The organism is Sphingomonas aerophila (assembly GCF_014199305.1).
Classification (GTDB): Bacteria; Pseudomonadota; Alphaproteobacteria; order Sphingomonadales; family Sphingomonadaceae; genus Sphingomonas; species Sphingomonas aerophila.
Window position 1 is genome coordinate 267,974 of the sequence record NZ_JACIJK010000005.1, and the last position, 21,021, is coordinate 288,994.

The 21,021-nt window shown below is 67.9% G+C and carries 23 protein-coding genes; 11 read left to right on the top strand and 12 right to left on the bottom strand.

From position 1 onward, the window contains the following. Nucleotides 1-13 precede the first annotated feature (13 nt). The 3 genes from FHS94_RS09660 to FHS94_RS09670 all read right to left on the bottom strand — a co-directional run bounded on the left by FHS94_RS09660 (nucleotide 14) and on the right by FHS94_RS09670 (nucleotide 1,996). The gene (locus tag FHS94_RS09660) at nucleotides 14-319 is read right to left on the bottom strand and encodes a YggT family protein (RefSeq protein WP_246348485.1); all 306 of its coding nucleotides are present in this window, start codon (nucleotides 317-319) and stop codon (nucleotides 14-16) included. A 79-nt stretch (nucleotides 320-398) separates the two neighbouring features. Next, the gene (argB, locus tag FHS94_RS09665) at nucleotides 399-1,298 is read right to left on the bottom strand and encodes an acetylglutamate kinase (protein ID WP_184057179.1); all 900 of its coding nucleotides are present in this window, start codon (nucleotides 1,296-1,298) and stop codon (nucleotides 399-401) included. An 11-nt stretch (nucleotides 1,299-1,309) separates the two neighbouring features. Further along, the gene (locus FHS94_RS09670; RefSeq protein ID WP_184057181.1) at nucleotides 1,310-1,996 is read right to left on the bottom strand and encodes a queuosine precursor transporter; all 687 of its coding nucleotides are present in this window, start codon (nucleotides 1,994-1,996) and stop codon (nucleotides 1,310-1,312) included. A 317-nt stretch (nucleotides 1,997-2,313) separates the two neighbouring features. Between FHS94_RS09670 and FHS94_RS09675 the strand changes: the two genes are divergently transcribed. Beyond that, complete coding sequence (locus FHS94_RS09675; RefSeq protein ID WP_246348521.1) at nucleotides 2,314-3,582, top strand: NupC/NupG family nucleoside CNT transporter; 1,269 nt, start codon at nucleotides 2,314-2,316, stop codon at nucleotides 3,580-3,582. Nucleotides 3,583-3,587: 5 nt separating this feature from the next. Further along, on the top strand, nucleotides 3,588-4,223 hold the full coding sequence (locus FHS94_RS09680) for a TMEM175 family protein (RefSeq protein WP_184057183.1): 636 nt from the start codon (nucleotides 3,588-3,590) through the stop codon (nucleotides 4,221-4,223). On the opposite strand, the gene FHS94_RS09685 is transcribed toward FHS94_RS09680, so the two are convergent. Both FHS94_RS09685 and FHS94_RS09690 read right to left on the bottom strand, forming a co-directional pair. Continuing rightward, entirely contained in the window at nucleotides 4,210-4,452 is a 243-nt protein-coding gene (locus FHS94_RS09685; protein ID WP_184057185.1) for a CBU_0592 family membrane protein, read from the bottom strand. The genes FHS94_RS09680 and FHS94_RS09685 overlap by 14 nt on opposite strands. Then, nucleotides 4,449-5,318, bottom strand: a complete 870-nt coding sequence (locus FHS94_RS09690) for a 3-hydroxyacyl-CoA dehydrogenase NAD-binding domain-containing protein (RefSeq protein WP_184057187.1) — start codon at nucleotides 5,316-5,318, stop codon at nucleotides 4,449-4,451. Before FHS94_RS09690 ends, FHS94_RS09685 begins: the two co-directional genes overlap by 4 nt. 66 nt (nucleotides 5,319-5,384) lie before the next feature. Between FHS94_RS09690 and FHS94_RS09695 the strand changes: the two genes are divergently transcribed. Further along, on the top strand, nucleotides 5,385-6,245 hold the full coding sequence (locus FHS94_RS09695; protein ID WP_184057189.1) for a CPBP family intramembrane glutamic endopeptidase: 861 nt from the start codon (nucleotides 5,385-5,387) through the stop codon (nucleotides 6,243-6,245). Here the strand turns inward: FHS94_RS09695 and egtD are convergent. Genes egtD through gluQRS form a run of 5 tightly spaced genes read right to left on the bottom strand, consistent with a single transcriptional unit; the run spans nucleotide 6,242 to nucleotide 10,129 of the window. Then, nucleotides 6,242-7,186, bottom strand: a complete 945-nt coding sequence (egtD, locus tag FHS94_RS09700; protein WP_343055228.1) for an L-histidine N(alpha)-methyltransferase — start codon at nucleotides 7,184-7,186, stop codon at nucleotides 6,242-6,244. The two genes, FHS94_RS09695 and egtD, sit on opposite strands and share 4 nt — an antisense overlap. Then, on the bottom strand, nucleotides 7,183-8,445 hold the full coding sequence (egtB, locus tag FHS94_RS09705; RefSeq protein WP_184057191.1) for an ergothioneine biosynthesis protein EgtB: 1,263 nt from the start codon (nucleotides 8,443-8,445) through the stop codon (nucleotides 7,183-7,185). Before egtB ends, egtD begins: the two co-directional genes overlap by 4 nt. Before the next feature lie 2 nt (nucleotides 8,446-8,447). Next, nucleotides 8,448-8,996 carry a cob(I)yrinic acid a,c-diamide adenosyltransferase gene (locus FHS94_RS09710; RefSeq protein WP_184057342.1) on the bottom strand — a complete coding sequence of 183 codons (549 nt, stop codon included), beginning with the start codon at nucleotides 8,994-8,996 and terminating at the stop codon, nucleotides 8,448-8,450. A 12-nt stretch (nucleotides 8,997-9,008) separates the two neighbouring features. Further along, a complete protein-coding gene (locus tag FHS94_RS09715; protein ID WP_184057193.1) occupies nucleotides 9,009-9,236 on the bottom strand; it encodes a twin transmembrane helix small protein in 228 nt (75 codons plus the stop codon). A 5-nt stretch (nucleotides 9,237-9,241) separates the two neighbouring features. Beyond that, nucleotides 9,242-10,129, bottom strand: a complete 888-nt coding sequence (gluQRS, locus tag FHS94_RS09720; RefSeq protein ID WP_184057195.1) for a tRNA glutamyl-Q(34) synthetase GluQRS — start codon at nucleotides 10,127-10,129, stop codon at nucleotides 9,242-9,244. A 92-nt stretch (nucleotides 10,130-10,221) separates the two neighbouring features. Here gluQRS and FHS94_RS09725 point away from each other — a divergent pair, with 92 nt between their 5' ends. The 5 genes from FHS94_RS09725 (at nucleotide 10,222) to FHS94_RS09745 (ending at nucleotide 16,271) form a co-directional block, all read left to right on the top strand. Next, entirely contained in the window at nucleotides 10,222-10,788 is a 567-nt protein-coding gene (locus FHS94_RS09725) for an HNH endonuclease (protein ID WP_184057197.1), read from the top strand. Between the two features lie 84 nt (nucleotides 10,789-10,872). Continuing rightward, nucleotides 10,873-11,256 (top strand): EF-hand domain-containing protein, encoded by a 384-nt coding sequence (locus tag FHS94_RS09730; RefSeq protein WP_184057199.1) that lies wholly within the window; start codon nucleotides 10,873-10,875, stop codon nucleotides 11,254-11,256. Nucleotides 11,257-11,290: 34 nt separating this feature from the next. Then, nucleotides 11,291-13,957 carry a phosphoenolpyruvate carboxylase gene (ppc, locus tag FHS94_RS09735; RefSeq protein WP_184057201.1) on the top strand — a complete coding sequence of 889 codons (2,667 nt, stop codon included), beginning with the start codon at nucleotides 11,291-11,293 and terminating at the stop codon, nucleotides 13,955-13,957. A gap of 138 nt (nucleotides 13,958-14,095) precedes the next feature. After that, nucleotides 14,096-15,277, top strand: a complete 1,182-nt coding sequence (locus FHS94_RS09740) for an MFS transporter (RefSeq protein WP_246348486.1) — start codon at nucleotides 14,096-14,098, stop codon at nucleotides 15,275-15,277. Nucleotides 15,278-15,359: 82 nt separating this feature from the next. Further along, nucleotides 15,360-16,271 (top strand): SGNH/GDSL hydrolase family protein, encoded by a 912-nt coding sequence (locus tag FHS94_RS09745; protein ID WP_184057205.1) that lies wholly within the window; start codon nucleotides 15,360-15,362, stop codon nucleotides 16,269-16,271. 151 nt (nucleotides 16,272-16,422) lie between these two features. Here FHS94_RS09745 and FHS94_RS09750 read toward each other — a convergent pair whose 3' ends face one another. Beyond that, nucleotides 16,423-16,767: a DUF6481 family protein gene (locus FHS94_RS09750; protein WP_184057207.1), complete on the bottom strand. Its 345-nt coding sequence runs from the start codon at nucleotides 16,765-16,767 to the stop codon at nucleotides 16,423-16,425. Nucleotides 16,768-17,013: 246 nt separating this feature from the next. On the opposite strand from FHS94_RS09750, the gene FHS94_RS09755 reads away from it, so the two are divergent. The 3 genes from FHS94_RS09755 to FHS94_RS09765 all read left to right on the top strand — a co-directional run bounded on the left by FHS94_RS09755 (nucleotide 17,014) and on the right by FHS94_RS09765 (nucleotide 19,874). Continuing rightward, complete coding sequence (locus FHS94_RS09755) at nucleotides 17,014-17,202, top strand: hypothetical protein (protein WP_184057209.1); 189 nt, start codon at nucleotides 17,014-17,016, stop codon at nucleotides 17,200-17,202. A 293-nt stretch (nucleotides 17,203-17,495) separates the two neighbouring features. Further along, on the top strand, nucleotides 17,496-19,142 hold the full coding sequence (locus FHS94_RS09760) for an alpha/beta hydrolase (RefSeq protein ID WP_246348488.1): 1,647 nt from the start codon (nucleotides 17,496-17,498) through the stop codon (nucleotides 19,140-19,142). 84 nt (nucleotides 19,143-19,226) lie between these two features. Further along, nucleotides 19,227-19,874, top strand: coding sequence for a cell wall hydrolase (locus FHS94_RS09765; protein WP_184057211.1), 648 nt, complete (start codon nucleotides 19,227-19,229; stop codon nucleotides 19,872-19,874). A 12-nt stretch (nucleotides 19,875-19,886) separates the two neighbouring features. Here the strand turns inward: FHS94_RS09765 and FHS94_RS09770 are convergent, their stop codons facing one another. Then, entirely contained in the window at nucleotides 19,887-21,020 is a 1,134-nt protein-coding gene (locus FHS94_RS09770; RefSeq protein WP_343055229.1) for a glycerophosphodiester phosphodiesterase family protein, read from the bottom strand. Nucleotide 21,021: the final 1 nt, after the last annotated feature.

Below are 21,021 nucleotides of genomic sequence, written 5' to 3' on the forward strand. Positions count from 1 at the left end.
CCGTTGGATCAGTTCAGAAGGTTGCGCCGGCGCTCATCTGAGACAGGATCGCGTTGTCGATGATGCGGTTCAGGATCGCGATCGCGAGCAGCACCACGATCGGCGACAGGTCCAGCGCGCCAAAGTCGGGCAGAACCCGGCGGATCGGCCGGTACAGCGGATCGGTGATACGCCCCAGGGCGTACCAGATCTGCCGGACGATATCGTTGCCCGTGTTGATGACGTTGAACGCGATCAGCCAGGACAGCACTGCCTGAATGACGATCACCCACCAGATGACGTTCAGCAGCATTTGGCAGATCTGGAGAATGGTGATCAAGCGCGGCTCCCCGGGTTGTTGGGAAGTGTATAGGGATGCGCCCGCGCTATCGCCACACCTGCGTTACGACCGGCCGCTCTTACGCCCGCACCAGCGTGCCGACGCCGGTCCGGGTGAAGATCTCCAGCAGCAGCGCATGGGGTACACGGCCGTCGAGGATGACCGCTGCGTCGACGCCCGACTCGACCGCCGCTACGCAGGTGTCGAGCTTGGGGATCATGCCGCCGGTGATCGTGCCATCGGCCTTCAGCGCGGCGATGTCGCCGGGGTGTAGGTCGGTCATCAGCGTGCCGTCCTTGGCCAGGACGCCCGGCACGTCGGTGAGCAGGAAGAACCGCGCCGCGCCCAGCGCCGCCGCGACCGCGCCCGCCATGGTATCGGCGTTGATGTTATAGGTGTGGCCGTCATTGCCGGCCGCGACCGGCGCGATCACGGGGATGATGCCCTCGCGCGAGAGGCTGTCGATCAGCCGCCGGTCGACCGCCACGGGTTCGCCGACAAAGCCCAGATCGACGTGCCGCTCGATCCCCTGAAGCGGGTCGGCGGCGCGGTGTGCGATCTTCTCGGCGCGGACCAGGCCCGCGTCCTTGCCCGACACGCCCACCGCGCGACCGCCGGCCTGGCCGATCCAGCCGACGATTTCCTTGTTGATCGATCCCGCCAGGACCATTTCGGCGATATCAGCGGTCTGCTTGTCGGTAACGCGGAGCCCGCCGACAAAGGTGCTGTCGACCCCCAGCCGCTTCAGCATGGCGCCGATCTGCGGGCCGCCGCCGTGCACCACGACCGGATTGATCCCGACCTGCTGCAACAACACCACGTCCTCGGCGAAGTCGCGCTGCAACTCGGGCGCGCCCATCGCGTGGCCGCCATATTTCACCACGAACGTCTGCCCGGCATAGCGCTGGAGATAGGGCAGCGCTTCCGTCAGCGTTTCCGCCTTGGCAAGCAGTTGGGCACTGGGAGCGTAGTCGGTCATGGGCGCGCGCGTTACGCGGGCGTGGCGGTCCCGTCCAGCCGCCGTCCCAGCGCGACAAAGACATAGATCAGCGGCGGCACCAGCACGGCGGACAAAACCACCTTCACCAGCATCTGTCCGACCAGCAGGGAGGTGATCGGGAATTCGCCGTAAAAGGCGATGGTCACGAACAGCAGCGTGTCGACGATCTGGCTGAGCATCCCCGCTACCGCGGCGCGGAGCCAGAGCAACCGGCTGCCCTCGCGCCCCTTGAGCGCGGCGAAGATGGTGACGTTCAGTGATTGGGACACGCCATAGGCGATAATGCCGCCAAGCCAGATGCGCCACGTCGCGAACAGCACGAGCTGGATGGCATCGCGGTTCGCGGGCTGCATGTCCGGCGACGGCGGCAGGACCCAGACCAGCGCGGACAGCAGGATCGATACGATGAGCGGTATGAAGCCGAGCCGGACCAGCCGGGTCGCGACCTCTCCCCCATGAAGCTCCGCAATCGCGCTGGACGTCACCACCAGCAGCAGGAACGCGCTGATCCCCGCCTCGATCGCAAGCGGGGGCAGGCCCAGCACCGGCCCAAGCGCCGACAAGGGGCCAAGCGCCACCTGCTTGTTGCCCAGCACGCCCGCAATGCAGACCATGCCGCCGTAGAAGATCGAGAAGGCGAACAACGAACGCGAGATCGCGGGAGGGGGGGAAGCCATCGCTGGAGTGCTAGCGACTTTCGCCGCGCCGGCAAAGCGCCCGCTTTGTTCGATTTTTCTGTCCTACAACCCCCTGTACGGGGCAGACGACCCATGATGACGACCCGCCCTGCCCCACACCCTGCCGCCGCGGTCCGCGTGGAATTTGCGCCGGCGGACGGATTTCAGGGCGTCACCAGTGTCACGCCGCACGGCGCAGCGTCCCAATTCGCCAATGCACGACCGTGGCTCCGGCTTGCCCGACCCGCCTTCCCTTCCCTATGCTGCGCAGCGGTGAAGGGCGGACGCGTGCCGGGCCTCACGGGGGACTCAGCGCGTTGAACCGTATCCTGATCGGCCTGATCGGCATTGTTGTCATTCTTTTGATCGCGTTCGCCCTGTCGACGAACCGTCGTGCCATCCGGCCGCGGATCGTGGGCGCGGCGTTTGCATTGCAGGCGGCGATTGCCGTGATCGTGCTCTATTGGTCGCCCGGCCGCAGCGCGCTGGCAGGCGCGTCGGCTGGCGTGTCGGCGCTGCTCGGCTATGCCAAGGCGGGGGTCGATTTCCTGTTCGGCCCGCTCGCCAGCCCGGCGATCGGCGGCAACAGCTTTGCGATCGCCGCGCTGCCGGTGATCATCTTCTTCGCCAGCCTGGTGTCGATCCTGTACTATCTGGGGGTCATGCAGTTGGTGGTGCGCTGGATCGGCGGCGCCATCGAATGGGTGATCGGCGCGTCCAAGGTCGAATCGCTGTGCGCGGCGGCGAACATCTTTGTCGGCCAGTCCGAATCGCCGCTGGTGATCCGCCCCTATCTCGCCGGCCTCACGCCCGCTCAGCTATTCACGGTCATGACCAGCGGCATGGCGGGCGTCGCGGGGACGATCCTGGCGGCTTATGCCTCGATGGGGATCAGCATCGACTATCTGCTGGCGGCAAGCTTCATGGCGGCGCCGGGCGGCATCCTGATGGCCAAGATCATCATGCCCGACACCGCGACCCCGGCCGAGCCGGAGCTGCCGCTGGGCGTTGCCGGTGGTGAGCCCATCCCGGGCGAGCCGCTGCCCGATGCGACGCATGACGAGGAAAAGCCCGCCAACCTGATCATGGCGGCTGCACAGGGCGCACAGACGGGCGTGAAGCTGGCGGTGGCGGTTGGCGCAATGGTGCTCGCCTTTGTGGCGCTGGTCGCGCTCGCCAACGGCCTGCTCGGCAGCGTTGGCGGCCTGTTCGGTTATCCGCAGCTGAGCTTCCAGGGGCTGCTCGGCTACGTGTTCCAGCCGGTGATGTTCCTGCTCAACATTCCCTGGCGCGAAGCGGGGATCGCGGGCGGGCTTTTCGGCGAGAAGATCGTGCTGAACGAGTTCGTCGCTTACATCGACCTTGGCAAGCAGGCGGCGCAGCTGTCGCAGCGGACGGTGGCGATCGTCACCTTTGCCCTGTGCGGCTTTGCCAATTTCTCCTCCATCGCGATCCAGATGGCGGTGACGGGCAGCCTGGCGCCCAACCAGCGGCCCCACATCGCGCGGCTGGGGCTACGGGCGCTGGCGGCGGGAAGCCTGGCCAATCTGATGAGCGCGGCGCTGGCCGGGCTGCTGATCGGCTGACGGCGATGTCGGCGCTCGACCACGGCTCCGCGCACCGGCTCGAACGGCTGGTCTTCTTCTCGGACGCCGTGTTCGCAATCGCCATCACCTTGCTGGTGATCGAGCTGCACCCGCCGCACCTGCACTATGGCCAGCCGTTTGCGGAACAGGCGCAGGCGCTGCTGCAACTGGTGCCGGAGTTCTGGGGCTTTGCGGTCAGCTTCTGGGTAATCGGCGCTTTTTGGGCAGGGCATCACCGCGCCTTTGCCCTGGCCGCGCGCTGGGACGAGCGGCTGATCGTCAGCAATTTGTGGTTCCTGCTGGCGATCGCGTCGACACCGTTCTTCACCGCGTTCATGAGCGCCAACACCTTCGCGAGGTTGCCGGTGATGCTGTATTGCGCGTGGCTGCTGGCGGCGGCGCTGCTCAACCTCAACCTGCAACGCCATGTGCTGCGCGCGCCGGTGGTGGCCGAGGATGCCCACCCGGCGCTGCTTGCCACCTATCGCCGGCGCGGGCGGGCGGTGGTGCTGGGCGCGGCGATTGCGCTGGTCGCATCGGCGCTGATGCCCTATCCCGCGTTCGGGCTCGCCCTGCTGCTCAGCATGCCCTTGTGGCGCATCCTTTTAGCGCGGGGCGGCAGGGGCGCTACCGCCGCCTGATCGCAAGGCGGAGGAGGCCCAGCAGCGCGATCACCGCCCAGGCACCTTCCACGATGGCGGCGGACAGGTTCCAGTCGTGCCACAGGCTGGCGAGGATCAGGCTGGCGCCCGCGGCATTGCCCGCCAGCGCCGGTGCTCGTTTCGGGTCCGCTCGCCCGGCAACGGTCAGTGCATAGGTGCCAAGGATCAGCGCGGTGCCCACCAACCCGATGGCGTCGCTTCCCGTCACCGCGTTGGCACCGGTTCCGGCCCGGTCCAGTCGTAAAAGCCGCGGCCGACCTTTTTCCCGTACCAGCCCGCCTCGACATATTTGACCAGCAGGGGCGCCGGGCGGAACTTGGGATCGCCCGTGCCCTCGAACAGCACGCGGGTAATGTCGAGGCAGGTGTCCAGCCCGATGAAGTCGGCCAGCGTCAGCGGCCCCATCGGGTGATTGAGGCCCAGCCGGCAGGCGGTGTCGATATCGCGCACGCTCGCGACGCCCTCCCCCAGCGCAAAGCACGCCTCATTGAGCATCGGCATCAGCACGCGGTTGACGATAAAGCCGGGCGCGTCGTTCGCATGGACGATCTCCTTGCCCAGCGTCCGCCCGAATGCTTCCACCCGCGCCACCGTCTCGTCGCTGGTCGCAAGGCCGCGGATCAGCTCGATCAGCCCCATGACCGGCACCGGGTTGAAGAAATGCACGCCCATGAAGCGCGCGGGATCGGGGGATGCCTGAGCCAGCCGGGTGATCGGGATCGATGACGTGTTGGAGGCGAGCACCGCGTCGGATGCCAGAACCGCGCCGACTTCGGTGAAGATCTGACGCTTCAACGGTTCGCGCTCGGTGGCCGCCTCGATCACCAGGCTGGCGGGTGCCATGGCGGACAGCGCGTCCACCGGCTCGATCAGCGCCAGCGCAGTATCGCGGGCGTCCGCGGTGATCTTTTCCTTGTCAACCTGACGCGCGAGCTGCTTGGCGATCCCGGCCTTGCCCGCCTCCGCCCGTTCACGCGAGACGTCGGACAGCAGCACGCGATATCCTGCCTGGGCCGCGACCTGCGCGATCCCCGCGCCCATCTGCCCCGCCCCGATCACGCCCACGGTGTTCATCAGCATCTCTCCTGTTCCCGCCCGCGCTTAGCCGCTAGCGTGGCCCCGGGGAACGGGGGAGACGACATGGATTTTGTGCCGATCGCGCTGGGCGACAACGGGATCCTGCGGCCAAGGCGCTGGCGCCCGGCGATTGCGTTCGGCTGGATGTTGGCGCTGTTCGCGGTGTTTATCGCGTTTTCCGCGGTCGGTTCGGTGCTGCGCGGGCCACTTCACCAGTCCGCCACGGTGGCGAACATCGGGGGCACGCTGTCGCTGGTCGCGCTCTTTGTCGTGTACGCGGCGCTGGTTCGCCGGGTGGAGAAGCGCCCGGTCGAGGAACTGCGCCTGTCGGCGCTGCCGCGCGACCTGGGCCTTGGCCTGTTGATCGGGACGGGGATGTTCGCGCTGGTCTTTGCCAGCCTGCGGCTGCTCGGCGCGTACACCCTTGCGCGGGCCAATTGGTATGACTGGCCGAACGACCTGTTGACCTACACCAAGGTCGGCCTGGTGGAGGAGTTGCTGACGCGCGCGATCATCTTTCGCCTGCTGATGCGCGCCGCCGGAGTGTGGCCGGCTATCATCCTGTCTTCGCTGCTGTTCGGCGGCGGTCACCTGGGCAATCCGAACGCGACCTGGCTGGGCGCGGTGGCGATCGCGATCGAAGCGGGTACGATGCTGGCGGGCTTTTACCTCCTGACCGGGCGGCTGTGGATGTCGGTCGGCGTGCACATCGCCTGGAACATGATGCAGGGGCCGGTGTTCGGCGCGCGCGTGTCGGGCCATGTCGAGAATGGCAGCCTGTTCGCCAGCGCCCCCGTGAGCGGCGCCCCCGAGTGGCTGTCCGGCGGCATCTTTGGCCCCGAAGCATCGGTGTCGGCGATGGTCGTCGGGCTGGCCGTCTTCATCATCACCTGGATTGGCGCGCGGCGGCGCGGCTTCGTCTAGGGCGCGAGCGGCGCCGGCTGCGCCTGGGCAAGATAAACCGCGAACAGGTCGTCGGGGTCGGTCCAGGCCGCAACAGGCGTCCAGTCGCCCGCCGCGAGCAGCAGCCGGGCATCGCGATCGCCATATTTGTGGCTGTTCTCGGTGTGGATCGTCTCACCTGCGTGCATGGCGAATGGCTGCCCTTCGACCTGGAAGGCGATGTCACGCGTTGTTTCCAGATGCATCTCGATCCGCGCCTCCGCCTCGTTCCAGAGCGCGCGGTGACGAAAAGCGTCGAGCGGTAGGGTGCCGGCCAGCTCGCGGTTGATCCGGGCGAGCAGGTTAAGGTTGAAGGCAGCGGTGACACCGGCGGCATCGTCATAGGCGGAGACAAGGCGACCGGTGTCCTTGATCCGGTCCATGCCGATCAGCAGGAACGCGCCCTGCCCCAGCGTGTCGCGCATCGAACGCAACAGGTCGACCGCTTCGGACGGCCGCAGGTTCCCGATAGTGGAGCCGGGAAAGAAGCCGAGTTTGCCGAGCGGCGTAACTTCGGCGGGCAGGGTCACGGCATGGGTGAAGTCGGCTTCGACCGGCAGCACCGACAGTTCCGGATGCGCGGCGGCCAGCGCGGCCGAGGAGCTGCGCAGGAAATCGCCCGATATGTCGATCGGCACATAAGCGCTCGGCGCTACCGCCCCGAGCAGGATAGGCGTTTTGGTCGATGATCCCGACCCGAACTCCACCACCGCGCGTGCCGGGCCGACCGCGGCAGCGACCGCGGTACCGGCGGCATGCAGGATCGCCGTTTCGGTGCGGGTCGGGTAATATTCGGGCAGTCCGGTGATCGCTTCGAACAGCTCGGACCCCTGCCGGTCATAGAACCAGCGCGCCGGAATAGCCCGGGGCCGACGCCCCAGCCCTGCCAGCACGTCCGCGCGGAAGGCCGGATCCGCGCTCACCGATCTCGGGCCAGGCGCAGGCCTGTCACCTGCCAGCGTTTGTCGGGCGCGAAGAAGTTGCGGTAGCTGGCGCGCAGGTGACCGCGCGGGCTGGCGCTCGACCCGCCGCGCAGGACGAACTGCCCGCTCATGAACTTGCCATTATATTCCCCGACGGCACCGGCTGCGGTACGAAAGCCGGGGTAGGGGCGAAAGGCGCTGCCGGTCCATTCCCAGGTGCCGCCGAAAAAGCCGGGCCGGGCACCGGGCCGGACCGGGGCGGGCGTAGCCGGTCCGGGGCCGTCGAGCTGGTCACCGCCGAGTGGGTCCGCTCCCGCCGCTGCCACTTCCCACTCCGCTTCGGTCGGCAGGCGGGCGCCCGCCCAGCTGGCATAAGCATCCGCTTCGTAGAAGCTGATGTGCGCGACCGGGGCGGCAGGGTCGACCGGGCGGCGGCCGTCGAGCGCGAAGCTGGTCCAGCCCTCGCCATCCCCCTCCCAATACAGCGGCGCGCGCACTGCGTTCGCGCGTGCCCATGCCCAGCCGTCCGCCAGCCAGTGGCCGGGCGAGTCATAGCCGCCGTCCGCGATGAACGCGGCCCATTCGGCGTTGGTGACGGCACGGTCGGCAACCGCGAAGGGCTGAAGCAGCACGGCGTGGCGCGGGGTTTCGCAGTCGAATGCAAAGCCCGCCCCGCCATGACCGATCTCGGCCACACCGCCCCCATGCTCGATCCAATTGGCGGGTCCGGGCACGGCAACGGGTGCCCGTGTCGATGCGGGCCACACCGCCGGCTCCAACGGGTTTTGCGCGAACAGGTGGGTAAGGTCGGTCAGCAGCAGCTCCTGATGCTGCTGTTCATGGTGGCAGCCGAGCTCGACCAATGCCCGCGCCTCGTCGGGCAGGTCGGGCCAGGCGCGAAGCACCGCGTGGTCGACATGGGCGCGATAGGCCCTGACCTCATCCAGCGTCGGCCGGGTGATCATGCCGCGGCGGTCACGCGCGTGACGCTCCCCCTCCGCTTCGTAATAGCTGTTGAACAGGAACGGCCAGCGCGGGTCGTGAAGCTGGTAGCCGGGGACATGGTCGCGCAGCACGAATGTTTCGAAGAACCAGGTCGTGTGCGCGAGGTGCCATTTCGCTGGGGACGCGTCCGGCATGGACTGCACCGTCGCGTCGGCATCCGACAGGTGCGCGGCAAGCTCCAGCGACAAGCGCCGGACCTTCTGGAACAAGGTCGGGGGGGAGGCCGCGTGCGGTGCGGGGGCGACCTCTGCCATGATCAGCGGTTCGCGCCAGGGCGCCACAGCACGTCGGCGGCACCCCCGTCATTGCAAAGGCGGGCGGCGACGAACAGATAGTCCGACAGCCGGTTGAGATAGGCGAGCGCCAGCGGATTGAGCCCGACAACCGCCACCGCCGCCCGCTCTGCCCGCCGAGCCACCCCGCGGGCCAGGTGCAGCGCAGCGGCACCCGCATTGCCGCCGGGCAGGATGAAGCTGGTCAGCGGCTGCAATTGCGCCGTGGCGGTGTCGATGGCCGCTTCGAGCCGGTCGACCTGAGCCTCCACCACCCGTAGCGCGCCCGGCTGGTCGCCCGGCGTTGCCAGGTCTGCGCCAAGGTCGAACAGGTCATTCTGGATCGTCAGCAGTTCGGCCGTAAGCGGGTGGCTGCCCAGCGTGGCAATCGCGACGCCGATGGCGCAGTTAGCCTCGTCGACTTCACCGATCGCCATCAGCCGCGCATCTTTCTTCGCCACGCGCGACCCATCAACAAGGCCGGTCGTGCCGTCATCCCCCGTGCGGGTGTAGATGCGGTTGAGCTTAACCAGCGTTCGAACTCGTCAGGTGCGGCCGGCGGCAAACAGGAGCACAACCACCACCAGCACCGCCAGCGCCTGAAACATGATGCGCATCTGCATCATCTTGTTCGACTTCACCGCGCTGGCGCTGGGCCCGGTGCCCTTCACCTCATTGGTCTGGTCCTGGAGAAAGGCGATGATGCCGCGGACCAGGGCGACCACCGTCGCGATCATCAGACCGACGAGGATGAGGATAAGCAGCGTTTGCATGTCCGCTATCTAGTATTGAGCGGTGTTAATTCCAATGGTGGTCCGCCGGCCCGGAGTGAGTTCGCGAGCGCAGGACCATCCCGCCCCGCCTGCCGCATCGCCTCCAGCGTCGGGCTGCCGTGGCGCTTGGCCAGACGGACGCCATCGGGACCGACCAGCAGCGGATGGTGATGGTAGCGGGGCGTCGGCAGGCCGAGCAGCGCCTGGAGCAGGCGATGAACATCGGTCGCGCGGAACAGGTCTAGCCCCCGTACCACATCGGTCACTCCCTGCGCCGCGTCGTCGATCGTGACCGCCAGATGGTAGCTGGCGGGCGCATCCTTGCGTGCGAGGATCACGTCACCCGCGGCAAGCGGGTCCGCTTCGACCCGGCCCGCCGCCTCGTCGTGCCAATCGAGCGGTCCCGCCTCCTCGGCCGCCCGCGCCATGTCGAGGCGCCAGCAGTGCGGTCGCGACAGGTCGGACGTGGTGAGGGCGCGGCAGGTGCCGGGGTAGGTCGGCTCGGCCCCGTGCGGCGCGTGGAGGCTCGCGGCCGCGATCTCTGCGCGGGTGCAGAAGCATGGATAGACCAGGCCGCGCGCTTTCAGCTTTTCCAGTGCCGCCGCGTAGCGATCCAGCCGGGCCGATTGAAAGGTGACCGGCCCGTCCCATTCCAGCCCCAGCCAGTGCAGGTCCGCCAGGATCGCCTCGACATGTTCGGGCCTGCTGCGGGTACCGTCGATGTCCTCGATCCGCAGCAGGAACTGCCCGCCCGCCAACCGCGCCAGGTCGTGCGCCCGGATAGCGGAAGCCGCGTGGCCGAGGTGGAGGCGCCCCGTCGGGCTCGGCGCAAAGCGGCTCACGACGGGCGCGGCAACATCCGCTTGACCCTGAATCGCCGGTCGTGCTGTCATGCGGTCGTCATTCGCATCGGCAATGGGTCACCCGGACCTGGAACGCCGCCGTATGCTGGGCCGTTCGCCAGGCCGAGAACGAGGGAGAAGTCGTGTTTCATCCCGACCTGATCCGACATCCAGATTCGTGTCCCGCACTCGTGCTCAACGCCGATTACACGCCCTTGTCCTATTACCCGCTGAGCGTGTGGCCCTGGCAGACCGCCATCAAGGCGATGTTCCTCGACCGGGTCGACGTGATTGCGCATTACGAACGCGAGGTGCGCAGCGCCACCATCGCCGTCAAGCTGCCCTCGGTGATCGCGCTCAAGCAATTCGTGAAGCCGTCGCAGTTTCCGGCCTTTACCCGGTTCAACCTGTTCCTGCGCGACCGGTTCGAGTGCCAGTATTGCGGCCGCGGGCGCGACCTGACGTTCGACCATGTCGTGCCGCGGGCCCAGGGTGGCCGCACCACATGGGAGAATGTCGTCACCGCCTGCGCCCCCTGCAACCTGCGCAAGGGCGGGCGCACCCCGCGTCAGGCCGCAATGCCGCTGCACCTGGAACCGATCCGCCCGACCAGTTGGCAATTGCAGGAACATGGCCGGTCCTTCCCGCCGGGGTATCTGCATGAGACCTGGCGCGACTGGCTGTATTGGGACATCGAGCTGGAAGCTTGACCACCTGTCATCGGTTGCGCGGATGGCGGGGTGGAACCAGCGGCCGGTCCGCCGCTTAACACCGTTTAAGCCATGCGAGGTACCATGCGATCCATTCCTGCCGCACTTCTCCTGTCTGCCTGTGCCGCGCTGACCGCGTGCGGCAACACCGCCAAGCAAGAGCAGGCGGAAGCCGACAAGCGCGCCGCGGGCTTCGTGCCGCCATCGGTCATGTCACGGCTGGACTATGGCTCCATGGTCGAGCGGCGCTTTCACGCGCTTGATCGCGACGGCGACAACATGGTTTCCGCCGATGAGCTGCCGCGTCAGGATTCAAGGCTGACGGCGCTCGACAAGGACAAGGACGGGCGCATCTCGTCCGAGGAGTGGGGCCAGGGCATGATCGGACGGTTCGACCGGCTCGACGCCAATCGCGACGGCTCCCTGACCACCGATGAGCGCGCCGCCGAAGGCCGGATGAAGCGTTGACCGGAGCTATCTTGCGCTGCAGCATCGGCGCACGATGACCCAGCCCGCACCCCTCGCCAACAATCCCGACGTCCGTTTCCTGGGCGCGCTCCTCGGTGACGTGATCCGCGCTTATGGCGGGGAGCCCTTGTTCGAGGCGACGGAGGCAATCCGCAGCGCGTCGGTCGAGGGGCACCGGGGCGGCGATGCGGGCGCGGCCGAACTGGAGCTGGGCAGGCTCGACCTCGACGCCACGCTGGAATTCACGCGCGGGTTCATGCTGTTCTCGATGCTCGCGAACCTGGCAGAAGATCGGCAGGGCATCAGCGCGGAACCGGGCGCCGATGTCGCGGCGGCGCTCGCCCGGTTGGACGAACATGGCGTGACGCGAGAGGCGGTGCTGGCGTTGCTGTCCGGCGCGCTGGTTGCGCCCGTCCTCACCGCGCACCCGACCGAAGTGCGCCGCAAGAGCATGATCGATCACCGCAACCGCATCGCGCAGTTGATGGCGATCCGCGACACGGGGGCGACCGAAACCCCGGACGGTGACGCGGTGGATGAGGCGATCCGGCGCCAGATCGCGCTGTTGTGGCAGACCCGGGTTCTGCGTCGTGAACGGCTGTACGTCACCGACGAGGTGGAAACCGCGCTGTCCTATCTGCGCGATGTCTTCCTGCCCGCGTTGCCGACGCTGTACCAGCGCTGGGACCGCGCACTGGGCGAGCGCGTGCCATCGTTCCTGAAGCCGGGCAGCTGGATCGGCGGCGATCGAGATGGCAACCCGTTCGTCACCGCGGATTCGCTCCGCACCGCCCTGTCCCGGGCGAGCGAGACGGTGCTGGGCCACTACCTCGACGCCGTGCACGCGCTGGGCGCCGAGCTGTCGATCTCGACCGAGCACCAACCGGCCGACGCGGCGGTGCAGGCGTTGGCGGACGCGAGCGGCGACAATGCGCCAAGCCGCGCGGACGAACCGTATCGCCGGGCGCTGTCGGGCATCTACGCGCGCCTGGTCGCCACCCATCGTGCGCTGACCGGCAAGGCGGCGCCCCGGCCCGGCGCACTGACAGGTGAGCCTTATGCCGATCCGGCCGCCCTGCGCGGTGACCTGGTTGCGATCGCCCGCGCCCTGGCGGGTGGCGGAGACGGGGCGCTGGCGGGCAGCGGGGCGCTCGGCCGGCTGATCCGCGCGGTGGACACGTTCGGCTTCCACCTCGCCACGCTCGACCTGCGCCAGAACAGCGCGGTTCACGAGCGGACGGTGGCCGAGCTGTTCCGCGTTGCTGGCGTTGAGGACGACTATGCCGCGCTGGACGAGGACGCACGGGTTGCGCTGCTGCGGCGCGAACTCGCCAACGCCCGCCCGCTATCCAGCCGCTTCGCCTCCTACAGCGAGGAGACGGCAGGCGAACTCGCGATTTTCGCCGCTGCCGCCGAGGCGCAGGCGCGGCTTGGTCCCGATTGCATCCAGCGTTCGATCGTGTCGATGGCGAAGTCCGTGTCCGACCTGCTGGAAGTCAATCTGCTGCTGAAGGAGGTCGGGTTGTATCGCGCAGGCGACCCGCCGTCCGCGACGATCCAGGCCGTGCCGCTGTTCGAAACCATCGGCGACCTGGAGGCGGCGCCCGCGATCATGACCGCCTGGTTCGCCCTGCCCGAAGCCGCCGCCCTCGCCCGCGCGCGCGGCCATCAGGAGGTGATGATCGGCTATTCGGACAGCAACAAGGATGGCGGCTACCTGACGTCCACCTGGTCGCTGTCGCGCGCATCCACCGCCCTGCGGCCGGTGTTCGAGGAAGCTGGCGTGACCATGCAGCTGTTCCATGGCCGGGGCGGCGCGGTGGGGCGCGGTGGCGGCTCTTCCTTTGCCGCGATCCGTGCGCAGCCGCCCGGCACCGTCCAGGGCCGCATCCGCATCACCGAACAGGGCGAAGTGATCGCCGGCAAATACGGCACCCGCGACAGCGCGATCACCAACCTGGAAGCGATGGCGTCGGCGACCCTGCTCGCGAGCCTGGAGCCAGAGGCGCTGTCCAACGCCGAGAACGAAAGCTTCACCGCGGCGATGGATGCCATGTCCGCGGCAGCGTTCGGGGCCTATCGTGACCTGGTCTACCAGACGCCCGGCTTTCGCACCTTTTTCCGGCAGATCACGCCCATTGGGGAGATTGCGGGGCTGAAGATCGGCAGCCGTCCCGCCAGCCGGACCAAGTCGGACGCGATCGAGGACCTGCGCGCTATCCCCTGGGTGTTCAGCTGGGCACAGGCGCGGATCATGCTGCCGGGCTGGTATGGTGTCGGTCAGGCCATTGCGGCGGCCGATCGCGGCCTGCTGTCCGAGATGGCGCAGGGCTGGCCGTTGTTCGCCGCAACCCTCGCCAACATGGAGATGGTGCTCGCCAAGTCGAACATGAGCATCGCGGGCCGCTATGCCGAGCTGGTCGAGGACAGCGCGCTGCGCCCGATCTTTGGCACCATCCGCGACGGGTGGCAGCAGGCCCATGACGGGCTGCTCGCCATCACCGGGCAATCACGGCTGCTGGAACACCATCCGGCGCTCGACAACTCGATCCGCCTGCGCCTGCCCTATCTGGAGCCGCTGAACCTGCTCCAGATAGAGCTGCTGAAGCGGCATCGCGCGGGTGAGGACGATCCCCGCGTGGCGGAAGGTATCCTGTTGTCGATCAACGCGATCGCCACCGCCCTGCGCAATTCTGGCTGACCGGGCGCAGGCGGCTGGCCGGTGCCGCCGCGTCCTATCGTGCCCCGAAGTAAAAACATGGGGGAGTTTCGAGGCGTCTTCCCCCATAGGGCCCGACCCCGTGCGATTATCGGTAGCTCCAGCAAAGTGCAGGACTTTTTGACGCAGCAACGAACCTTTCCCGCCGGCATCGTCCACCTCGCCCTCGCGCTCGGCGGGTTCGCCATCGGAACGACCGAATTCGCGACCATGAGCCTGCTGCCCTTTCTGGCGCAGGGCCTTGGTATCGACGAACCCACGGCCGGCCATGTTATCAGCGCCTATGCTTCCGGGGTTGTCGTCGGGGCGCCGTTGATCGCCGTCCTGTCGGCGCGGGTCGCCCGGCGAACATTGTTGCTGGGGCTGATGATCACCTTTGCGCTGGGCAACGCCGCCAGTTCACTCGCCCCCACCTATGGCTGGATGTTGGTCGCCCGGTTCGCGAGCGGGCTGCCGCATGGCGCCTATTTCGGCATCTCGGCGCTGGTCGCGGCATCGCTGGTGCCCGCCGAGCAGCGCACCCGCGCGGTGGGCCGGGTAATGCTGGGACTGACCGTCGCCACCATTGTCGGCGTGCCGCTCGCCAACGCGCTGGGCCAGGCGCTGGGCTGGCGATGGGGCTTTGCGGTGGTGGCGCTGCTGGCGACAGCAACCGCCGCCGCGCTGTGGTTCGTGGCGCCTCATGACCGGCCGGAGCCTGGCGCCAGCCCGCTTCAGGAACTGGGCGCGCTGAAGAACGGGCAGGTCTGGCTGACGCTGGCGATCGGCGCCATCGGCTTTGGCGGCCTGTTCGCGGTGTACACCTATCTCGCCTCCACCTTGCTGGAAGTGACGCGAGTGGGACCCGCGGCGGTGCCGTTCGTGCTGGCGATCTTTGGCATAGGACTGACGCTCGGCAACCTGATCGTGCCGCGTTTCGCCGATCGCGCGCTGATGCCGACCGCGGGCGGGCTGCTGTTGTGGAGCGCGGCGTCGCTGGCGTTGTACACCGTCGCGACCACGTCGCTGTGGGCGATCTGCGTCGCGGTGCTGGCCATCGGGATTGGCGGGGCGCTCGGCACGGTGTTGCAAACCCGGCTGATGGACGTCGCCGGGCGGGCGCAGGGGCTGGCCGCGTCGCTGAACCATTCGGCGTTTAACACGGCCAATGCGCTGGGGCCGTGGCTCGGCGGGCTGGCCGTTGCGGGCGGCTATGGCTGGGCCTCGACCGGCTGGGTCGGCTGTGCCCTGGCGCTGGGCGGCCTTGCCATCTGGGGCCTGACGATGTTGGTCGACAACGGCATGGAGGCTGTGCCCGCCTGATTGGGGGAGCAAAGGTGGCGCTGTACGCGCCCTTGCGCCGCCCCTACACGCGCTGGCAGGCGAAGGGTGTTTGGGAAAGAGCATGATCGGACGTATTCTGGCCGGGATGGCCGCGCTGATCGCCACCACAGCACCCGCCCAGCAGCGCGCCGTCGCCGCCCCGCCCGCTTCAACCGGAGCGCCGCGTTCCATCCTGTTCGTCGGCAACAGCTTCACGCAGGGTGCCTCCTCCCCCGTGCGCAACTGGCACGCGGCGACCGTCACCGACCTCAATGGCGCCGGCTATGGCGGGGTCCCGGCCCTGTTCAAACAGTTCACGCTTCAGGCCGGGCTGAACTATGCCGTCAGCCTGGAAACACAGGGCGGCAAGACCCTTGGCTTCCATTATGACCAGCGCCGCCGGCTGATCGACCGCGCGTGGGATGTGGTGGTGCTGCAGGAATACAGCACGCTCGATCCCGATCGCGCAGGCGATCCGACCAACTATCTGCGTGATGCCGGGCGGCTTGCCGCGCTGGTGCGAGCGCGCAATCCTGCGGTGCAGACCTGGTTGATGGCGACCTGGACCCGCGCGGATCAGACCTACAAGCCGGGCGGGCGATGGTTTGGCCAGCCCGTCACGCGCATGGCCGTCGACCTGCGCGCGGCCGCCGACCGGGCCGTTGCGACCACATCCGGCATCGCCGGGGTGCTGCCGGTCGGGCAGGCCTGGAACCGCGCCTTTGCTGCCGGCCTCGCAGACCCGAACCCTTACGACGGGAAGGCCTTCGGGCAGGTCGATTTGTGGGCGCACGACCAATACCATGCCAGCGCCTATGGCTATTATCTCGAAGCGCTGGTGGTGTTTGGCCGCGTCACGGGGATCGACCCGCTGGTGTTAGGGCGCAGCGAGCGTGCGGCGGACGAGTTGGGCATTTCCGCCGACCAGGCCGCCGCGTTGCAGCAGGTCGCGCATGACCAGCTTGCGGCCGAGGCTCCTATCCGCGCCCGCTGACGCCGTCGGCGCTCTTACATGGGCGCGAAGCACGGCCGGCCGGGACCATGCTTCGCTTTGATGGAAAGAGGCGCGTCAGCGGCAGGGCCGGGCGACGGCCCGGCGTTTCTGTCCAGCCGACTGCGCCATCAGGCGCCGCGCCGGGTCAGAACTACTTGCGCGCCTTGCGGGCGGCATAGCGGGCATCGCGGGCCGCTTTCATTTCTTCAGCCGTGGCGGGCTTCAGACGAGCAGCCTTCTTGGCAGCAGCCGCTTCGGCTTCTGCACGGGCGGCAGCGATCGCCGCTGCCTTTTCGGCCTTTGCCTCGGCAAGAGCCGCCGCCTTGGCCGCACGAGCCTCTGCCAGGGCCGCTTGTTCCGCTTCCCAGGCCTGGCGACGCTCCGCCAGCACCGCTTCATCAACCGGAGGCTTGGCCTTCAGCTTCTCCAGCGCCTTTTGCTTGGCCTCCTGGGCCAGCGCGATACGATCTTGAAAGGAAGGTACTTTGAACGCCACGTATGATCCTTGGTAATCTGAACTGCTTGTTCGCTGCCGCTTGGACCTGCGAACCACAAGAACAATCTGACATGCCCTTCCGTTGCAGGTCGGGGCAAGGCCGGGACAGATTCGGGTGATCCGTCGCGCAAGCGGCCTTGTTCCCTATGCCCCATTTGCGCCGCCACGTCCATGAAGGCTAACGCAGGCGTAACATTTGGCACAAAATGGGTTGGCCTCGGTTGGTACCGCCGGAAAGGATGTGCAGTGCCAAGAGAAAAAATCGTTGCCGTCGGACTGCTCACCCAGCGTGACCTGGACACGCTGGGAAGTGGCTTCCAGCGGCTGTTCCGCGTCAGCCAGGACAACCCGTTCGACGACCTGTTGCGGGCGTTGGACCAGGTTGAGGAGCCCCAGCCCGCTGACGCTCGCCGCGTTTCGCGACCGGTGCCGTAACCGGACGCGCGCACGGACAACCTTGCTGCCCGGCTCCGCCCCTGCGACCTCCTCGACCATGCGAGCCCCATGGCCGGGCCGGCAAGCAAGAGCGGGCTGACGTGCGCCATGCCATGATTTTTATCCGTCAGCCCTTCGCGCCGGCTCCAACCGCTTGTGCAGCTTGGGTCGTCACGACAACCGTACTCGACAAGGCTCCATCACCAATCCTCCGCCACGGGCACGCGCTTGCCAGCGGGCGGGCCGTCACGTTAGCACTGGGGCAAATGGGCGGCTGATCTGGGGGCAGGAACATGGGGCAGATTGGACTGATGACGGCTGCCGCGCTGCTGGCGGGCATGGCACCAGCGACGGCGCAGGTGCCGGTTCAGCCCCAAACCCAGATTCAGACCCAAACCCAGATCCAGTCCAATGACACGGTGACGGTTACGCTCGCGCCGTCGCTGACTCAGGCGCAATCGGGGCGCCTGCTCGTGTTCGCTCGCCGTATCGACCCTGCCGCCAAGCCAGACAGCAAGGAGGACAAGGCTGATGCCGACGGCGTCGACATCGACGCTTATGCGCCCGGCGACACCGTGCTTGCCGCGCGTGAGGTCGCCTCGCTCGCGCCGGGAGAGGTCGCGACGGTGGACACGGCAACGGACGTGTTCCCGTCCGCCTTCTCCAGATTGCCCGCCGGGCGCTATCGGTTCCAGGCGGTGCTCGATCGCAATCACGACTATGCTTATGGCGGTCGCGGTGAAGGCGACCTGCTGTCACCCGTCGTGGAAGCGGCGCTGCCCGGCGCCCAACCGCGGCTGGTGCTGACCACCGCCGTTCCGGCCCGCACGATCGAGCAGAACCTCGCCCGGGTGCCCGAAAAGGAGCGCGGGGCGATGCGCGCCGCGCTGGCAAAGGTGCAGGCGGTCGACTTCACCAGCCCGGCCTTGTCGGCCTTCTGGGGACGGCCGACTCATATCCGTGGCTGGGTTGCGCTGCCGCCCGGCTATGGCCGCGATGGCGCGACCTATCCTACCGTGTTCTCGACAGGCGGGTTCGGCAGCAATCTTGCGTCCGCGCAAGGGTCCGCCGCGCGCATGACGGTGGAGATGACGTCGGCCAAGTCGCCGCCGATGATCTGGGTCTTCCTGGACGAAAGCTCTCCCACCGGCACGCATGAGTTCGCGGACTCGGTCAACAACGGCCCCTGGGGACAGGCGCTGACGACGGAGTTCCTGCCCTGGATCGAGGGCCGCTATGCGATGGACGCGCGGCCGGGGTCGCGTTTCCTGACCGGCCATTCGTCGGGCGGCTGGGCGACCCTGTGGCTCCAGACGCGCTACCCGTCGGTCTTTGGCGGCACCTGGTCGACGTCGCCCGACCCGAGCGATTTTCACGCCTTCACCAACGTCGACATCTACGCTCCCAACGCCAACGCTTATACCGGCCCGGATGGCAAGGAACTGCCGCTGTCGCGCGACAAGGGCCAGGTCACCGCGACCCAGCGGCAGGTCGGGCGGGTGGAGCAGCTGCTCGGCGTTTATGGCGGGCAGAACGCGTCGTTCGAATGGGTGTTCTCGCCCAAGGGGCCGGACGGGCGCCCCCTGCCCCTGTTCGACCGCGCCACCGGCCGTGTCGATCCTGAGGTGGTCCGGTACTGGCGCGACAATTACGACATTGCGTACCGGGTGCAGCGCGACTGGCCGCAGTTGCGATCCGACCTGGACGGCAAGGTCCATGTTATCGTCGGAACAGCCGACACATTCTACCTCGATGCCGCCGCCCATCGGCTGCAATCGGTGATGGACGGTTTGGGCGCGCGATCGTCCTTCACCTACGTCCCGGGCAAGACGCATTTCGACCTGTTCCAGCGGGGTGACGACCGGATGGCGTTGCTGCGCGACATCGCGTGGCAGATGTATGCGACGGCCCGCCCCGGCACCGCGAAAGCCGCGCGGTAGCGGAGTCGCCCTTGCCGCCCCCCGCTTTGCCCGTTTGCCGGAACGGGTGGGCCGGGGGCGTCCTCTCCGCTAGATCGCCGCACCATGGCCCCGCGCTCCTCCCGTTCGTCCGCACGCGGCGCTCGCGATGCCGCGGCCGATCAATGGCTGTTCTTCCTGCTGGTCGTCGCCGGGATCGCCATCGCGATCGGGGTTCTCGGCCCATGGCCGCGCGCGATCGAGCCTCCTCGAACCGTGCCGTTGACCATGGCCCAGGCGCGGGTGTCGAACGCCGCCGTACCGGTGCAGCGCGATCGGCGTGGCCGGGCGGCCCCATTCCGCTTCCACGGCGGCGCGGCATCACGGGAGCAGGCGGCCGAGTGCCTCGCCACCGCGGCATTGTACGAGGCGGGTGACGACCGCCGCGGGCAACGGGCCGTGATCCAGGTCATCCTGAACCGCGTGCGCGCGCCGGGCTTCCCCAAGACAGTCTGCGGTGTCGTGTACCAGGGCCATGCGCGCGCGACCGGATGCCAGTTCTCGTTCACCTGCGACGGGTCGATACAGCGACGCACGGTGCACAGCGGCTGGGCGGCGGCGCGCCGGGCGGGCCGGCGTGCGCTGGACGGCTATGTCTTTGCCGAGGTGGGCAAGGCCACGCATTACCACACGGACTGGATGGTGCCCTATTGGCGCGACACCTTGACCAAGGTCGCCCGGGTCGACTCGCACCTGTTTTACGTGCGCTCCTGACCTGCGCGCGTCTTACGCCGCCTTTGCCCGCCGGACAGGCCCGGCCTTAGCCTGATCCGCCGCTTGCCGCCCCAGCCCCGGATCGTCGGTGAAGAATCCGTCGATCCCCGCGGCCAGATAAGCGCGCATCTCCGCAACCGACCCCGCCGGGTTTCGCGCAGTCGGGCCGTCGCCATTCTGGAAGTCCGCGGCGAGGAAGTAGTTTTCGGGCCGGAAGGTATAGGGCATCACGCTCAGCCCGGCCTTGTGCGCCAGCGCGGTGACCGGGCTCGGCGGCAGCAGCTTCTTGTCGGGTCCAAGCGGGATGATGCTGCGCGTATCGGGCGCCAGAATGTCGGCATAGCGGGCGATATCGTTGAGGCCCGCTGCCTCCATCATCGACGCTGACGTCAGGCTCCCGCCCTGCTTGACGATATCGGCCGGCGGGTGGCCCGGATCGATCAGCTGCATCAGCCGCAGGTTCGCGCGCCGGCCAAGCTTGCGGCGCAGATGCCGGAGGTTGCCGACCTCGAACGACTGGATGACCAAGGGGCAGCGCCGCACGAAGCCATCGTCCAGCGTCGAAAGGAAGCGATCCTCCAGCGGCAGTCCGAGGGCACGGAAATAGGTGGAGTGCTTCAGTTCGGGCACCAGCCCGATCGGCCGACCCCGCGCCCGCGACGCGGCTGCGGCAAAGTCGATCATCTCCTGCCACGTCACCAGGCCAAAGCGCCCGTCCATCGCCGCGTTTTGCGGGCGAAGCTGCGGCAGCCGTTCGATCGCCCGCAGGGTCTTTAGCTCGGCCAGCGTGAAATCCTCGACGAACCAGCCGACCTGGCCGACACCATCGATCACCTTTTCGGTCCTGCGGCCAGCAAACTCTGGATGCCGGGCGACGTCGGTGGTTTCGGCGATGTTGGGCTCATGCCGGATGATCAACACGCCATCCTTGCTGATGACCAGATCGGGTTCGATGAAGTCCGCCCCGTCCGCAATCGCCTTCTCGTACGACGCCAGCGTGTGTTCGGGGCGAAGTGCTGACGCACCCCGATGCCCGAACACCTCGACCCGCCGTTCCGCCGCCAGCGCGCGCGGGGCAAGCGCGGCCGCGCCGATGGCGGCGATGACCTCTCGCCGGTTAAGGCCACCGGCCGCCACCATCCTCATC

Excerpts from the sequence above, each read along its gene's own strand:
- FHS94_RS09670 (WP_184057181.1), bottom strand. The coding sequence starts at position 1,996 with ATGGCTTCCCCCCCTCCCGCGATCTCGCGTTCGTTGTTCGCCTTCTCG.
- egtB (WP_184057191.1), bottom strand. The coding sequence starts at position 8,445 with ATGGCAGAGGTCGCCCCCGCACCGCACGCGGCCTCCCCCCCGACCTTG.
- FHS94_RS09760 (WP_246348488.1), top strand. The coding sequence starts at position 17,496 with ATGGGGCAGATTGGACTGATGACGGCTGCCGCGCTGCTGGCGGGCATG.
- FHS94_RS09770 (WP_343055229.1), bottom strand. The coding sequence starts at position 21,020 with ATGAGGATGGTGGCGGCCGGTGGCCTTAACCGGCGAGAGGTCATCGCC.
- FHS94_RS09745 (WP_184057205.1), top strand. The coding sequence starts at position 15,360 with ATGATCGGACGTATTCTGGCCGGGATGGCCGCGCTGATCGCCACCACA.
- FHS94_RS09715 (WP_184057193.1), bottom strand. The coding sequence starts at position 9,236 with ATGCAAACGCTGCTTATCCTCATCCTCGTCGGTCTGATGATCGCGACG.
- FHS94_RS09680 (WP_184057183.1), top strand. The coding sequence starts at position 3,588 with ATGTCGGCGCTCGACCACGGCTCCGCGCACCGGCTCGAACGGCTGGTC.
- FHS94_RS09730 (WP_184057199.1), top strand. The coding sequence starts at position 10,873 with ATGCGATCCATTCCTGCCGCACTTCTCCTGTCTGCCTGTGCCGCGCTG.
- argB (WP_184057179.1), bottom strand. The coding sequence starts at position 1,298 with ATGACCGACTACGCTCCCAGTGCCCAACTGCTTGCCAAGGCGGAAACG.
- ppc (WP_184057201.1), top strand. The coding sequence starts at position 11,291 with ATGACCCAGCCCGCACCCCTCGCCAACAATCCCGACGTCCGTTTCCTG.
- FHS94_RS09765 (WP_184057211.1), top strand. The coding sequence starts at position 19,227 with ATGGCCCCGCGCTCCTCCCGTTCGTCCGCACGCGGCGCTCGCGATGCC.
- FHS94_RS09690 (WP_184057187.1), bottom strand. The coding sequence starts at position 5,318 with ATGAACACCGTGGGCGTGATCGGGGCGGGGCAGATGGGCGCGGGGATC.
- gluQRS (WP_184057195.1), bottom strand. The coding sequence starts at position 10,129 with ATGACAGCACGACCGGCGATTCAGGGTCAAGCGGATGTTGCCGCGCCC.
- FHS94_RS09695 (WP_184057189.1), top strand. The coding sequence starts at position 5,385 with ATGGATTTTGTGCCGATCGCGCTGGGCGACAACGGGATCCTGCGGCCA.